Genomic DNA, 15420 nt, shown 5'->3' with positions numbered 1-15420 from the left:
CGCCTTTGTGAATAGACAGGGACTACTCGGTAGAACTTTCAGTTTGTGGCGCAGATGTTTCTGTCAAAAACTTAGGCAGGCTGAGCACGACGGTAACCCCCTGATTGATATTGGAATCGAAATGAAGTTTTCCTTGCAGTTTTTGGTGCACCAGATTGAAAACGAGATTGAGGCCGAGTCCCGACCCCCCTTTGCCGCGTGAACTGGTGTAGAAGGGCTCAAAAATACGTTGGTGAAGTTCGGGCGCAACCCCGACACCATTATCGGTATAGCGGATTTCCACGATCTCACCTTTATCGGCAATACGAATGTGAATACGAGGATCATTAACCGTGTCAAAGGCATGGCGGACACTGTTTATCACCAAGTTGGAAATAACCTGGGTAAGTACTCCGGGCAGGCTGCTCATAACAAGCTTAGCGTCGCCCTCGACGATAGGCACAACCGGTACTTTCTTGGTTTCGGGGCGCAAACTTCCCATTAATGCTTCAAGTGTTTGTACGGGACGGAATTGGCTCAGATTTTCAGAGACTTGGTCGACCGCTGTTTGTTTGAAATCCCGAATTAATCGTGCGGCACGATTGAGGTTGTTTTCTAGCATATGCGTGCCATCCGTGACCTGCTTCATCACGGTGGCATACTGCTCACTGGTCAAGGTTTTTTGCTCGAATGCGCGGTTAAGTGTGGAAACCGCGTCTTTGATCACTGAATTAGCCGTTACCGCGATACCTAGGGGCGTGTTCACCTCGTGGGCAACGCCCGCTACCAAGCTACCCAACGCGGCGAGCTTTTCGGATTCTACCAGTTGATTTTGCGCGGCTTTAAGGTTTTCCATACTCTGCGCAAGATCCTGGGTTCGTGCTTCAACGGTCGCTTCTAAACTCTGGTTCAGTTGCTCGAGTTCCAACTGGGTCGTTTTAAGCTCGGTGATATCAATCGCGGTTCCGCGAAAGCCCGTGAAGCCGTGTTTGGTGAAATGTGCTATCCCTTGGAATACAAAGTAGTAGGTGTGTTTCCCCAAGGTGATTTTTTCTTCACACATGGTGAAATCATCGTATGTGTCCAAACAGTTTAACAATGATGTGCAGTGACTCAGGGCGGGTACTGACTTTATTTTGGGGTTATTTTCAATCGAAATCGCGAGCGCCGCTTGCATCGCTTCAGAGCAAAATGTCAGTCGCTGCGTGGCATCGGTCTCCCATAACCAATCTGAAGCGGCGTTAGTGAAATCAGATAACCGCGCCTGTTCTAAGGCGATATTCCTATAGAGGCTCGTCATCCGCAAGGTGATTTTATTGGTTTCGTCCGCCAACCAATCGAGTTCATCACTTTTTTCCATAATGAACTTACGATGTTTCAACCGCAAAGGTTCGTGGACAGGTTCGAGAGGATCAAAGCTAGCCAAGTGCTTGGTGATAGCAAATACACGTTGGCTGACGCTTTGGTGGAAGACCCATAAAATCAGCGAGCAGACAATCAGGGTTTTTATCCCGTTCAAAACGAGCGTAACGAGAAATTGCTGTAACAAGAGGTCATAGATTTTTTGCGCGTCAGATTCGACGCGTAAGGTACCCAAATTAATGCGGCGATTGGTGTCGGGGTGGAAATAAATGAGCTCCGTCTGGCTGACCACATTACTGCTGGAAAGTGGTTTTCCTGCATCCAACACCACGCCATCAAACTCAATCGAGAGATAGTCGATATAGGGAAGGTTGACCAGGCCATCCAGTCGATTTTGCGCACTCACAAGGTCAAACACCCATAAAGACGACGCAATTAAGTCGGCGTGGACGTTTTGAATTTCCGCATGGCGGCGGTCAACATGGTCAAAGGCTTCCTCGTAATCCCATGATAGCTGTAGTAGCGTGGTTAATATGGTAAAAAAACCACTGAGTAGGACCATCAGCAGAATGATTCGGCGGCCAACAATACTAAAAAGTGGGTGCTTGAGACCTTGTTCAAACCTTTCTAGCTTTTCCATTATATGCGTATCACCTTACTCTTTGCTTTCACTCGCGTAGCGGGCTATTTGGCTTGATAAGCTTAGGGGGATCAGAAACATAAACTTCACGCCTTGCCCGGGTGCTGATTCAAATTGCAGCTCGCCGCCTAGCTTTTGTTTGACGAGGTTAAAGACCAGATTGAGGCCAAGCCCTGAGCCTCCTCGCCCGCGTTTACTGGTATAAAACGGTTCAAAGATTCGATGGTGAAGGGATTGCTCGACACCGCAACCATTATCTTGGTAACAGAGATAAAGGTGGTCTCCTTGTCTTTCAAATTCGATCGTTATTTTAGGGTTATCGGTCTCGTCAAAGGCATGGTTGATGCTATTCATCACGAGGTTAGAGACGACCTGGGTGATGACGCCGGGTAAGCTATACATGAGTATGTCAGGCTCGCCACTGACCTCGGGAGTCACCGGGATTTTACGGGTTTCTGGGTGTAAGCTGGCGACGAGTGCGTCTATTGTCTGTTTGACATCAAATTCGGTGAGCGCTTCTGAGACTTGATCAACCGCGGTCTGTTTAAAGTCACGAATAAGGTGGGTCGCACGCTTGAGGTTGTTCTCAAGCATGATCACGCTGTCATTCACCTGTTTAATCAATGAAGCAAACTGCGTGCTGGTCAACGTTTGTTCCTCAAACGCTTGATTGAGCGTCTGGGTGATATCTTTAATCACGGATGATGCGGTGACGGCGATGCCTAAAGGGGTGTTGACCTCATGCGCAACACCTGCCACTAGACTACCCAGTGCCGCGAGCTTTTCCGACTCGACCAACTGTTCTTGTGCCGCTTTTAAGTGCTCCATACTCTCTTGGAGTTCACGGGTTCGCTCATCAACGGTTTCTTCTAGGTTATGGTTTAATGTTTCCAGTTCAAACAGGGCCGTTTTCAGCGCGGTGATATCGATGCCCGTGCCTCTGAAACCGCGAAAACCATCAATACCGTGATGGGCAAGCGCCTGAAAGACAAAATACCGGCTTTCACCCTCAACGGGTACGATTTCCTCACACATCGAAAAGTCCTGCTGTCGATGAAGATTGGCCATGAATTGGTGACAACCGACAGCAGAAAGCAACTTGTCAAGGTGCGGATACTGGTTGGGATTAAGGTCAAACGCCAACCGCATCGGATCGGAGCAAAAGGTCAGCTTGAGATCGGCATCGGTTTCCCACAGCCAGTCTGAAGAGACATGGGTAAAGTCAGACAAGCGCTCCCGTTCTAGCATAATATTGCGATAGAGCGTGGACATATTCTGGGTGATTTTATTGGTTTCGGCTGCTAGCCAGTCGAGCTCGTCTTCTTTTTCCATGATGTAGCGTTTGCGGGGCAAGGTCAGCTTTTCCTCGTTGGGATCAAGCGGATTGTACTGACGTAAAAACTGCGCCACTGTAAACACGCGTTGGCTGACGGTATGGTGAAACACCAACAAAATGAGGTAGCACACGAGGAGCGTTTTTATTGCGTTCAATAGCAGTGTGATAAAAAAGTGTTGTATCAGATCATTATAGATAGCGTTCGTGTTGGACTCGACGTAGATAGTACCAATCCGTTGGATTTTCCCCGTATCGGGGTCGTCATACTGGAGCGGATACTCATTGACCATTTTACTCACGTCTAGGGGGGATCCCGCTTCAAAGAGATAGTTCTCTGAGCGCACGGCTAAATAATCAACATGTGGCAAGTTGATTAACCCATCAATGCGCTCTTGGACACTGGTTAAGTCATAAATCCAGAGTGAGCTGGCGAGTAAGTCGGCATGAATGTGTTCAATTTCGTAGTGTCGGCTGTCCACCAGATCGAACGCTTCATCGTAATCCCAATAGGTTTGTAGCAAGGTGGTGAGAATGGTAAAAAAGCCACTGAGCAAAATCATGATCAACAAAATCCGTCTTCCTACTAAGCTGAAGAACGGGTTACGGATGCTGTGATCAAATTTGTGGCTTCGGCTCATAGACAGTTTGATCTGTTATATATCGTGATTAAGACTCAAGGCGTCACTGTTCTACTTAATCTGGATACGCGGCGCGGATAGCAATAAAGTCGTCCCAATGCTCGAGCAGTAGGTCGACCAGCTTGGGCTCGAAATGCTTGCCACGTTGAGCCACGAGCTCGTGGCGGATGTCATCATCCGTCCACGCTTTTTTGTACGAGCGCTTCGAACCTAGGGCATCGAATACATCTGCTAATGCTGAAATTCGACCACTGATCGGAATGGCCTCGCCGGCGAGCTGATTGGGGTAGCCTGTTCCGTCCCATTTTTCGTGATGGGTGGCTGCAATCTCTTTAGCCTCTATGATAAGGCGTCGTTTGGAATGGCTCAGAATTTCTACCCCATACTCGACATGCTTTTTCATCGTCTCCCATTCCTCCGCATCGAGCTTGCCCGGCTTGTGTAAAATCGCGTCTGGGATAGCGACTTTACCGACATCATGGAGGGGAGAGCCATGTTTAAGCAGCATGGTTTTGTGTTCGTCCAAACCATAGAGCTGCCCTAACTTTTCACAGAATAAAGATACCCGTTGTACATGCGCTCCGGTTTCTTTACTCCTCGCTTCCACCGCGTTTGCCAAGTTGTAAACCAGCTCTTTGGAGGTCTCACGCAAATCGACCATTAGGCTTAAGTTCTCAAACGTCAGGCCAATGTTTTGCATGTAAATTTTTAGCAAGTGCTGATCGAGCTCTGATAGGGCTTTGTCATGATTGACATACAGCAAAAACTCGACATCTTCATCATCGCGGTGGAAAAGCACAAATCCGTCGTCGAATTGGATGTTTTTCTGTGCTTCAAGCGCTTGCTTGCAACGGTTTGAAACATTGCTAGGGAGTTTATCAAAGGCGCATTCGGTGTAGCAGTTTACATACTCCCCGGTCGCCGCCAGGGTGAGTGCGCGGGATTCTTCTGCTCCCGGGCGAGGTTGAACCACACAATAAAACGCAGAGTCGTGGATATAGAGAAGGGATGTGAGCTGCTCGAGCACCGCGGTGGCGTAGTGTTGAAGATTGGTGGTGTTTTGCACGTTGGCCGATGCTTCAATCACACGCCGCAACCCTTCTTTCTGCTCTTCAATCATGCAGAGATCGCGGTAAGAACGCAGCATTGAGTATAATAGGGTTTTGAGTTTTTGTGTGGTGAGCTCCGTTTTCTCTTTGTAGTCGTCAATATCATATTCACGGATCACCCGATCTTCCGGTGCTTGTCCGGCTTGTCCGGTGCGCAATACTAAGCGGATCAGGTGGTTATTCATTTCATCTCGAATATGCCGTACCAAATCCAAACCTGCGTGCTCGGTTTCCATTACCACATCTACGAGTGCCAACGCGATATCTGACTCTTTTTCCAACACTTCTCGCGCTTCCTGCCCAGAGAGGGCAGACAATATCTCTAAAGGGCGTCCTTGAAACGTGAACCCCGTTAGCGCGAGCCGTGTTACCTCATGCATCAGATCATCGTCATCAATCAGCAGTATCCGCCATGGCGCTGCATCAGATGCTGAATTGGTCTCATTAGACTTGGGAGATGCGCCGTCGCGTTGATCTGCAAACAAGTCCATTCACTTTGCCCCTATTCGCGTTTATCTCAGTTAGTTAAAGCGTAGTTTAGGACTTTCAAAGTTGCGAGGAGAGGGCGAGTGATTGATACTTAAGTCACTTCCCTTGGTTTTGGGTTTGTTACATTTCTCTGATCTGGCGCAGTATGTGTGCTAATTGGGCTGCTAGCCTTGGAGTAGACAAGCGATGGTCTCGAGGCTAGAACTCAGGTATGTTGCATGAAATTGGTCAATTTATCGCCTTCTGACAACAGTTTGAGTAATTGTCTTGCACCATTGTTGTGATATACCTATCAGTTGTATGGCGCTTATTTTGCGGGTGGCAAAGAACGCTGTTTTACTAAAAATCATTATTAAAACATTATGACAGACAAACAAGGCCGTTATGTTTAAAAAACTCTCCCTCAAACACAAGCTCGCGCTGTCGGCAAGTGTAGCCATCATTATCGGTGGTTTGCTCGTTGAAGCGTTATCGTTTCGCGCATCACTCTCCCGGCTGGACACCGAAGTGGCACAGCGATTGGAAAGTACCACTGCATCATACAATCAATATGTCTCTGATTGGGTCGCGTCAAAAGAGCGTGCGATGACCTCACTGACCAGTGAGGCCGATGAGAACAATATGGTCACTCATCTCAAGCAAGTACGTGATGCAGGTGGCTTTGACAATGTTTTTCTTGCCTACCCAGATGGCAGTCAGGATAACGCAAATGGTGTTGTGCTACCGCCGGGTAATGACGATCCGCGCAAGTGGGGTTGGTATATCAACGCCAAAGCGGACCCGTCGAGTGTGTTTATGGACAATCCGACGGTTGCTGCGGCAACCGGCGCCAATGTGGTGTCGTTAGGTAAAGCGCTCCAGTTTAACGGTGATACTTTGGTGCTTGGGGCGGATGTTGAAATTGGCGACATTATCGAAGGTCTCGAGAAGGTGATCTTGCCAGGTAATGGCTATATGTTTATCGCCAACAGCGAAGGCAATATTTTTACTCATGCCAATACCGAGCTACTTAACGAGCCAATTAATCAGCTAGGCTTGTCTTTCAGCACGGTGAAGTCTGCCATGAATTCGGGTGAGAGTGTGATGGCCGACGTGGGCGGGGCAGAAAGTGTGGTATATGCCAAACCCATTAAAGATACTGGATTAATCACTGTCACCGTTATTAACTATGACTCCTTAGTCGCGCCATTGTTTGATGCGGTGTGGGGGCAAATTGCAGTAACAATTGCCGTGGTGATTGCGTGTACGCTGCTCTTTAATCTACTGGTGAATATTCTATTTAGACCGCTGACCAATGTCTCTAATGCCCTCGAGCAAATTGCTCATGGTAGTGGCGATCTCACTCAACGTATTGACGTTGAAAGTGAAGATGAAGTGGGGCAACTGGCGAAAAACTTCAACACCTTTGTTGGCAGTATGCATCAGTTGATTAGCCACATTCGCGAGCAAGCACAACAGCTGACATCACAATCGGATAGCAGTACGGAACGTGCGCGCCGCAACGTGGATGATATTAATCAGCAGCAGCAAGAAGTGACCATGGTAGCAACCGCCGTCACCGAGTTGGCGTCTGCGACACAAGAGATCGCCTCTCATGCTGAACATACCGCGAATACGGCGCAAGAATCGACCGCTAGTACCGATAACGGACGTGCGGTGGTCGAAAATACCAAAACATCGATCACCCGTTTGTCGGATGAGCTGAAACAGGCTAGCACTATCGTTGCCGAGCTAGATAAGCACTCGCAGGAGATTTCGACGGTACTATCGACGATTCAAGGAATTGCTGAGCAAACCAACTTACTTGCGCTAAACGCAGCCATTGAGGCAGCCCGCGCAGGTGAGCAAGGACGAGGCTTTGCCGTGGTCGCGGATGAGGTACGTATTTTGTCGCAGCGAACGCATGCCTCGACAGAAGAAATTAAATCCACGATTGAGACGTTGCAAACGACGACGGCAAGCGCGGTATCGACCATGGAGAGCAGCTCAGCGTTGGCAGGTGATTCTGTTTCTGATGTGGATAAAGCCACTGCCGCGTTGAGTGAAATTGATGCAGCGGTCAATCAGATCAGTGATATGGCGACGCAGATCGCGACAGCGGCAGAAGAGCAAACCCATGTGACGAGTGAGATCACACAAAACATCACATCCATCAAAGATGTCTCTGAGCACCTTGTAAGCAGTGCCAACGATACCTCGCAAGAGGCGGACAACCTGCGTAACCAAGCGACACAGCTGAGCGACAAGGTGTCGACATACAAGCTTTGAAGGGCGCACAACCAACACGCTAAATGAATCGGCCGCTACCTACGCATCATGCAAGGTAGCGGTTTTTTTGAAAAAAATGTGAGAGACATGGAACTTTTAGTGTTGTGGTCAGTCTCAGAGACTACTGAAGCAACAGAAAAAGGTTTTATGTTAACCCTACTGCGACATTTTCGTACCTCGTTTATCCTCTTCCTCATCGGCACGGGTTGCCTGCTCGCCTTCAACCTTTCCACGCCACATGTTGCTGCTAACGGCAGTCTCAACGAACCTTTCGCATTCATCCCGCTAGCTTGGTTGTTTTTAGGATTGAGTGCGGTCACGTTTGTGGTCAACATGGTGAGAACCATGCTGGGCATTAAACGGCAACACCTTGATTGTTAATGCCATGATTTGGCTATTCATTGTTAATACCAAGGTCCAGAGGAGGCAAGATGATACAGCGCAATGGCCCTGAGCTGGATATTGATATTGGTAATAAGCACTTAGTGATCCAGCGTCGCTATGAAGCGTTGGGGGCATTTAATGATTTGCTCATTGCGATTTGGTTTTTGATCGGTAGCTTCTTTTTTCTCAACGATGCGTTAATGGAAAGCGGGACTTGGCTGTTTATCGTAGGGAGTGCGCAACTGTTACTCAAACCGAGTATCAAATTGATGGGCCTAGTCCATGTTTCTCGCGTACAACAAAGGGCGCAGGAAACGGCATAACCCACTGTTATTCAATAAGCTATCAACTTATTGGCCTCTGGAGCCAGCAACCAAATAGATTAAAGAGGCAGGGTAATGACCCTGCCTCTTGCTATAGTGACATCGCACTGACTGGCTTATCGTCGCTATTTATCTCAACACCCAAAGCTGAAGGGTAACGAAAAAACCAATCGATAGCCCGACCACTAATAAGGTCGATAGACGGGTACAGGCTAAACCGATAGCGACCAAGGCGCCGAGTAAATAAGGATTGGTGGTAGAGATAGCCAGCTGATCTTCGGGAAAGAAGACAATCGGTACCCATAGCGCGGTCAGGACCGCCGGTGCAGAGTAGGTCAGGAGTCGTTGCAATCGCGGCCCAATGCGCACAGGAATACTCCGTACCAGTAGCAGATAACGCACCGAGAAGGTGATCAGCGCCATGGCGACGATGATTAACCAATAACTCATGTTGACGCCCTCCGTGTCGGTAGCGACTCAGCCATTAGCCCCGCGACCATACCTACGCCAGTTGCAATGATTAATGCGTTAGGGATGTGGTAATAGGTGAATAGCAGCATACTGACACCGCTTGCCAAGGCACAAAGCATTACGGGGCGGGTTTTTATACTGGGAACGGTCAGTGCGATAAAGGTGGCTGCGATGGCAAAATCGAGGCCGATGGCTTCCAAGGCTTTCAGCTGAGAACCAGCTAGAATCCCCGCCAAGGTGGCAAGGTTCCAACCGATATAAAACGCGGCGCCCGTATACAGGGCGTAGTGTTTAGAAAATCTTCCCTGCTTGCTGGTGTGTGCGGTTGAAAGCGCATACATTTCATCGGTCAGTAAAAAGCCGAGGCCGAGACGCCATTTAAGTGGCAAGGGAGTGATGTACTGTCGAAAGTGAGCACCATAGAGAAGGTGCCGTGCGCTAATCACCAGTGTGGAACCGAGTACCGCTGGCAATCCCGCCGCATTGCCCACCATCATGGTGCCCGACAATTGCACCGCCCCGGCAAAAACCAGTAATGACATGGCTTGTGTTTGTAGTGCACTGAATCCCATTTGCAGCCCTAATGAACCGCAGAGTATCCCCCAAGGCAGGACGGCGAGGCACAACGGACTGACATCGCCTAATGCGCGCCATACCGATGCCTCAGGCGCATGCACCTCTTGTGCAGCCTTATGCATAGATCACCTTTTTGTTGTATTTGCTTGGTTATAAATTGTTTTTATCGGTAAGGTGTTAAAAGGTCAGGTAACGTACTGATTAACAAACTTACCAGATGTTTGTACCACATCACCGCCATGCCGCAAAGAGGTGGGATTATCAATAGCCAGAGTGGCTCGCTAAGACACAGAAAGGAAACACAATGAAAGCACCACATCGCCTGAAGGGATCTACATCGCCAAGCGTGCATTTTCTTTATGTTTGGTTAGTGTCAACGGCAATAGCCAGTGCCGCTGTTGTTGGGGCGTGGCAGGCGGGGTGGATAACATTGACGACGTTTGGGGATGGCGCATTTTACGTCGGGGGGCTCGTTTGGTCGGCAGCGGGGCTTGTGAGGTATAGTCGTTACAAAAGCCGCTATTGGTATCGTGATTCAGTAACACGGCGGGCGCTCACGGCTCAACAACACGCGATGGTGATCGATTCATCGTCACAGCCCGATGACAAGCTCGGACTGTGGCTGTTTTTAAGTGGGCTTCCCGCCATGATACTCAGCGGTATATTGATATTGGTGGCTTAACCCACCCAGTGATAATGGTGGTTCGGCTTTTTGGCGACCAATCCCTGTTGTTGTAAGTGGGTAAATAGGGCATCGACAGCCTCTTGGCTGAGCGCATACTCCGCCATCACCGCTTTTTTGCTACAACGCAGCGTTTTGGCGGCTAGCGCGGCTTTGATATTGGCATAAGGCGCATCCGTATCCTCGTGAGGAGACGCTGAATCCGGCGTGGTGGATTCCGTGTTGATATCACTGGCACGAGGAGACGCCTTGGTGTTCACAGGCGTAGGGGGCGTGGCATGTGGGTGACGATACCAATGGCGGAAACGCTGCTCTTCACCAATCACGCCGACAAAGAAAGCGGCGAACACATCGAGCAACACAGAGAGAAAAATTACCAGCCAAGATTGGGCTTGATCGGCGCTGACGCCTAATGTGTTAGCAAGGTTGCTAATCAACCCCAAGATGGAGCCCTGTGCCACCGCGGGTAAACTATCGCGCTCTAACGCGAGTTGCTGTTGCTCTTTGCGTAATTGGTTGTTTTCTTTTTGTAATCGCGCCACGCCAGTCGCAATTCTATCCAGTTCGATATAACGCTCGGCGGCTTGATTATTCAAGGTGATTTGTTGCTCGATAGCATCGATTTGTCGGTTATAAGCGTCAATCTGCGCTTGGGCTTGGCGCTGCTCACTTTGCGCGGCATTGGTGGCACTATTGATACCGCCAATACTGCCCCCAATCGAGATTAAGGCCAAAATGAGATAAAAAGCCAAGGCTGACAAGGCGCCTACATAGTTGCCGTGAGCCCGACGCTCGCCAAACTCGTACCATGCGTAAAACTTACCCGCTTCAAAAATCACTGCCAGTGCCCCGAACAACCATTGCATAAGCGGGTTGTCGTCAAGGGATAAGAAAAGCAGCAGGGAAAAAATGGTAGAAGCCAAAATGGCCGCACCGGTAAAGCTGTACACACTCAACATGGCGAATCGCCCTTTGGGGAAGCGTAACGCCATCTTGGTTGGCGCTGACATGACTGGATTCATATTGTTGTTATTGTCTGTGATATTGAGAGGGCGCAAAGCCTAGCGCATCTCGGCCCGTTTGTGTGTCAGTAAGCGGTGAAAACATGAATAAGCGATTGATTCATCGCCAATATGGATTAAAAGGCATCACAAAACCGACGTAAGCAGGTCGGGTTTCATTTCTTCTTCCGTGCAGGCATGTCATAGTCAGCTTTCACCTCATGCATTAAGTAAACCCTTGAAGGCGTGTTGATATATGACGTTTCAAAATGAAATGACAGGGGGCAATGGAGGCGTATGCTAGCGCGATCGTATGTGACATTAATCAGGCACCAATGGCCGTTAATTGCTTTTGGCTTTCTATCGATCTTTTTTGGCAACATTGGTCAATCGTTTTTCATCAGTTGGTATGGCAGCAGTATTAAAGATGCGCTGTTGTTGAGTGATGCAACCTACGGCGGGATTTACGCCATTGCGACCATGACCAGCAGCGTGTTGGTGATTAGCTTTGGTGGTGTGGTGGATCGGGTGCGGGTCGACAAATTACTGATCTTCTTTGCCACGTCACTGATGGTCGCGTGTGCGTTGATGTATTCCGTTGATAGTGTGGTGGGCTTGCTGCTGGTTTTCTTCTTACTGCGTTTTTGTGGACAAGGTTTTTTGCCTCACATCGCGCAGGCCACTGTGATTAAGCGTGCACAGCAAGATAAAGGCAAAGCCATTAGCTTGGTAGGCAGTGGTGTTGCCATTGGCGAGGTGGTTTTACCCTCAATTGTCATTGGCTTAATCGCGTTTTTGGGCTGGCGAGAAAGCTGGTTATTCATTGGTGCCACCCTGTTAGTGGTGTTTTTACCACTGGTTTTATGGCTAGTCAGAAAAGCAGACCTTAAGCGGACCCGTATTGACGCAGATAATCAAAACCACGCCAGCGATGCGAGTCGGCGTCAAGTTGTTCGCGACTGGCGGTTTTGGATGATCATACCGATAGCTTTGGTGACGCCGTTTCTGGTGACCGGCGTCTTTATCCAACAGGACTTTATCCTGGAAGCGAAAAGGTGGACGCCGGGCGTATTAGCGGGCAGTTTCGTATTTTACGGGGCCGTGCATTGGCTAAGCTCAGTGATATCAGGCAGCTTGATTGATAAATATCGTTCGCGAAATGTACTTATCTTAATACCCATTCCACTGCTACTTGGGCTAATGGTGATAGCTAACATTGATCATACCCTTGCGGCACCGCTTTTTATGTGCCTTTTCGGTTTAGCGATTGGTGCAACCAATCCTGTGATTAATACCTTATGGGCGGAAATGTATGGGGTCTCGCATATTGGTGCCATTCGGTCTTTGGTGACTGGCATGATGATCCTCTCCACCGCATTGGCACCTTGGGTGTTCGGTATCGTTATCGATATTGGCTGGACGCTTAACCAACTGATTTATGCACTCATTGGATTGATTCTTTCCTTTACCGTGCTGTTGGTGCCTGTGTATCCACGTATATAAGATACAGCGCTAAGCCTAATGTGCGAAAGCCAACCTTGCCTGATGGTAAAAATAAGCGAAAAAGGGGGTTGGAGAAAAGAATGAAATAAATCTGTGCTAAAAATATCACAATTACAAATTAAGTATGTGATTTGTAGGCATTAAGTCGTTATTGGACAAAAAAAGGGGAGTTGACGCTTGGTCAATAAGTGACTAGGATCACGCGTTTTGATTTTCAGGTGAAATCAAGCCTGAAATGAGCGCGACACCTTTTTTAACCCAATTTTGTAGAGACGTTCATGATAGATAGAATTCAGCGTGATTGGTTCTCCAATGTACGTGGCGATATTCTTGCGGGTATCGTTGTGGCATTGGCCTTGATCCCAGAAGCAATTGCCTTCTCGATTATTGCCGGTGTGGATCCGAAAGTCGGGCTTTACGCCTCCTTCAGTATCGCAGTGATCATTGCCTTTGTGGGTGGCCGTCCAGGCATGATTTCCGCCGCAACGGGTGCGATGGCGCTGTTGATGGTGACCTTGGTGAAAGAGCATGGGCTTGAGTACCTATTGGCGGCCACTGTGCTAACCGGGATACTGCAAATAGCGGCCGGTTATTTAAAACTCGGTAACCTGATGCGTTTTGTTTCTCGCTCAGTGGTAACTGGGTTTGTCAACGCGCTCGCGATCCTGATCTTTATGGCGCAGTTGCCAGAGCTCATTGGTCCGGAAATCATCCGCGACAACGAAATAATGTGGCATGTGTATCCGATGACGGCGGCGGGGCTCGCGATTATCTATCTTTTCCCTTACGTACCGCGTATTGGCAAAGTGCTTCCCTCTCCATTGATGTGCATTCTCATTCTGACCGGTATTGCCATGGCGTATAACCTCGACTTGCGTACCGTGGGTGACATGGGTGAACTGCCTGATACCTTGCCAGTGTTCTTATGGCCGGATGTGCCGCTAAACGTTCAAACCCTGACGATTATCTTCCCTTATTCTGCGGCACTGGCTGTGGTGGGTTTGCTTGAGTCGATGATGACCGCCACCATCGTCGATGATTTGACCGACACAGACAGTGAGAAAAACCGTGAATGTAAAGGTCAAGGTGTTGCCAATATCGCCACCGGTTTCTTGGGCGGTATGGCCGGTTGTGCGATGATTGGTCAGTCGGTCATTAACATTAAATCCGGTGGGCGTGGACGTCTCTCTACCTTGTTCGCCGGTGTGCTATTGCTGATTATGGTGGTGTTCCTCAGTGATTGGATCAGCCAAATCCCGATGGCCGCGCTGGTGGCGGTAATGATCATGGTGTCTATCGGTACCTTCTCTTGGGAGTCAGTGGTTAACCTGAAATCACACCCACTATCGACTAATATCGTGATGGTCTCGACCGTGGTGGTCGTGGTCTTCACCCACAATCTCGCGATCGGTGTATTGGTTGGGGTGCTACTGGCAGCCTTGTTCTTTGCCAATAAAATTGGTCGCTTTATGGTGGTTAAAAGCGAGCCTGAAGACAATGGCGATGCGCGTACTTATCGTGTTGTTGGCCAAGTCTTTTTTGCCTCGTCAGATCAATTTTTATCATCGTTTGACTTCAAAGAGGCGTTGGAGCGTGTCACCATCGATCTCTCGGCAGCGCACTTCTGGGATATCACCTCCGTGTCTGTGCTTGATAAGGTGGTCATTAAGTTCCGCCGTGAGGGTACCGAGGTGAATATCGTGGGAATGAATGATGCCACGGCGACCATTGTCGATAAGTTCGGCGTGCACGATAAACCAGAAGAAGTAGAAAAAATGATGGGTGGCCACTAAGGAGACCGACCATGGAACAAATTACCGCGTGCGTAGATGGCCCGCATTATTCAAAGCAAGTGGCAGATTTGAGCGTTTGGGCTGCCAAGCGCTTGTCTGTCCCTTTGACACTTTTGCATGTGCTGGATAAGTCCTCACACCAAGCGGAGCCTGAACTATCAGGCAACTTGGGCGTGGGTAGCCGTGAACAACTGCTACAAGAGCTGGTGGAGCTGGATGAGCAGCGCGCCAAGCTAGCCATGAAGCACGGCAAAGCCTTGCTGTCTGAGCTGGAAGAAGACGCTAAAGCCAAAGGGTTGAGCGATGTGCGCAAGTTGCAGCGCCATGGCAATTTGGTGGAGACCTTACTGGATATCGAGCCACAGACGCGGGTATTAGTATTAGGTAAATCAGGTGAACTACACCAAAACGACACCAAGGCGATTGGCTCGCAGCTTGAAAGCGTGGTGCGCTCGATTAAAGCGCATACCTTGGTTGCTAACGGTGAGTTTTCAACACCTGAAAGCTACTTATTAGCATTCGATGGCAGCGATATCAGCGAAAAGCTAGTGGAAAAAGCACTGAGCACACCGCTGTTGGCAGGGATGACTTGTCATTTAGTGATGGTGGAAGACTCGCAAGAAAAGCTGGCAGCGTTTAAACGCGCGGCAGAGCGCTTGAAAACGGCGGGTGTCGATGTGGTTGAGGCTCAGTTAACCGGTGACGTGCACCGCGCGATTTTAGCGTATCAAGCTGATAATCAAGTGGGCATGATCGTGATGGGCGCCTACGGGCACTCAAAACTGCGTCAATTCTTTGTGGGGAGCAATACCACTAAGTTGTTGGTTGAATCGACCGTGCCTATGCTATTGATCCGTTAGTTGTGC

The 15420-nt window shown here is 49.1% G+C and carries 13 protein-coding genes; 7 read left to right on the top strand and 6 right to left on the bottom strand.

Annotated elements, in window-relative coordinates; all coding sequences use genetic code 11:
* Positions 1 to 22: 22 nt before the first annotated feature.
* The 3 genes from EHW56_RS02390 to EHW56_RS02380 are packed head-to-tail and all read right to left on the bottom strand — an operon-like array spanning position 23 to position 5555.
* Positions 23 to 1981 carry an ATP-binding protein gene (locus EHW56_RS02390; RefSeq protein WP_152795573.1) on the bottom strand — a complete coding sequence of 653 codons (1959 nt, stop codon included), beginning with the start codon at positions 1979 to 1981 and terminating at the stop codon, positions 23 to 25.
* Between the two features lie 15 nt (positions 1982 to 1996).
* A complete protein-coding gene (locus tag EHW56_RS02385) occupies positions 1997 to 3955 on the bottom strand; it encodes an ATP-binding protein (RefSeq protein WP_152795571.1) in 1959 nt (652 codons plus the stop codon).
* Between the two features lie 55 nt (positions 3956 to 4010).
* Positions 4011 to 5555: a response regulator gene (locus tag EHW56_RS02380; protein WP_152795569.1), complete on the bottom strand. Its 1545-nt coding sequence runs from the start codon at positions 5553 to 5555 to the stop codon at positions 4011 to 4013.
* 382 nt (positions 5556 to 5937) lie between these two features.
* Between EHW56_RS02380 and EHW56_RS02375 the strand changes: the two genes are divergently transcribed.
* The 3 genes from EHW56_RS02375 (at position 5938) to EHW56_RS02365 (ending at position 8528) form a co-directional block, all read left to right on the top strand.
* Positions 5938 to 7821 (top strand): methyl-accepting chemotaxis protein, encoded by a 1884-nt coding sequence (locus tag EHW56_RS02375; RefSeq protein WP_046073051.1) that lies wholly within the window; start codon positions 5938 to 5940, stop codon positions 7819 to 7821.
* Between the two features lie 87 nt (positions 7822 to 7908).
* Positions 7909 to 8202 carry a DUF3955 domain-containing protein gene (locus EHW56_RS02370; RefSeq protein WP_172969961.1) on the top strand — a complete coding sequence of 98 codons (294 nt, stop codon included), beginning with the start codon at positions 7909 to 7911 and terminating at the stop codon, positions 8200 to 8202.
* Positions 8203 to 8252: 50 nt separating this feature from the next.
* Positions 8253 to 8528, top strand: coding sequence for a YrhK family protein (locus EHW56_RS02365; RefSeq protein WP_046073052.1), 276 nt, complete (start codon positions 8253 to 8255; stop codon positions 8526 to 8528).
* Between the two features lie 129 nt (positions 8529 to 8657).
* Here the strand turns inward: EHW56_RS02365 and EHW56_RS02360 are convergent, their stop codons facing one another.
* Together EHW56_RS02360 and EHW56_RS02355 are read right to left on the bottom strand one after the other, a co-directional pair.
* Positions 8658 to 8978: an AzlD domain-containing protein gene (locus tag EHW56_RS02360; protein ID WP_152799168.1), complete on the bottom strand. Its 321-nt coding sequence runs from the start codon at positions 8976 to 8978 to the stop codon at positions 8658 to 8660.
* Positions 8975 to 9697: an AzlC family ABC transporter permease gene (locus EHW56_RS02355; protein ID WP_152799166.1), complete on the bottom strand. Its 723-nt coding sequence runs from the start codon at positions 9695 to 9697 to the stop codon at positions 8975 to 8977. The genes EHW56_RS02360 and EHW56_RS02355 overlap by 4 nt, the downstream gene beginning before the upstream one ends.
* A 182-nt stretch (positions 9698 to 9879) precedes the next feature.
* Here EHW56_RS02355 and EHW56_RS02350 point away from each other — a divergent pair, with 182 nt between their 5' ends.
* A complete protein-coding gene (locus tag EHW56_RS02350) occupies positions 9880 to 10257 on the top strand; it encodes a hypothetical protein (protein WP_152799163.1) in 378 nt (125 codons plus the stop codon).
* On the opposite strand, the gene EHW56_RS02345 is transcribed toward EHW56_RS02350, so the two are convergent.
* On the bottom strand, positions 10254 to 11267 hold the full coding sequence (locus tag EHW56_RS02345; RefSeq protein WP_152799160.1) for a bZIP transcription factor: 1014 nt from the start codon (positions 11265 to 11267) through the stop codon (positions 10254 to 10256). The two genes, EHW56_RS02350 and EHW56_RS02345, sit on opposite strands and share 4 nt — an antisense overlap.
* A 288-nt stretch (positions 11268 to 11555) precedes the next feature.
* On the opposite strand from EHW56_RS02345, the gene EHW56_RS02340 reads away from it, so the two are divergent.
* The 3 genes from EHW56_RS02340 (at position 11556) to EHW56_RS02330 (ending at position 15414) form a co-directional block, all read left to right on the top strand.
* Complete coding sequence (locus EHW56_RS02340; protein ID WP_152799158.1) at positions 11556 to 12761, top strand: MFS transporter; 1206 nt, start codon at positions 11556 to 11558, stop codon at positions 12759 to 12761.
* A gap of 278 nt (positions 12762 to 13039) precedes the next feature.
* On the top strand, positions 13040 to 14554 hold the full coding sequence (locus EHW56_RS02335) for a SulP family inorganic anion transporter (protein WP_152799156.1): 1515 nt from the start codon (positions 13040 to 13042) through the stop codon (positions 14552 to 14554).
* A gap of 11 nt (positions 14555 to 14565) precedes the next feature.
* A complete protein-coding gene (locus EHW56_RS02330) occupies positions 14566 to 15414 on the top strand; it encodes a universal stress protein (protein ID WP_077607144.1) in 849 nt (282 codons plus the stop codon).
* Positions 15415 to 15420 lie beyond the last annotated feature (6 nt).

This window comes from Salinivibrio sp. VGrn1, from assembly GCF_009377995.1.
Taxonomy (GTDB): domain Bacteria; phylum Pseudomonadota; class Gammaproteobacteria; order Enterobacterales; family Vibrionaceae; genus Salinivibrio; species Salinivibrio siamensis.
The sequence above is the reverse complement of the archived record's forward strand: the minus strand, read 5'-3'. Positions and strand labels throughout refer to the sequence as shown.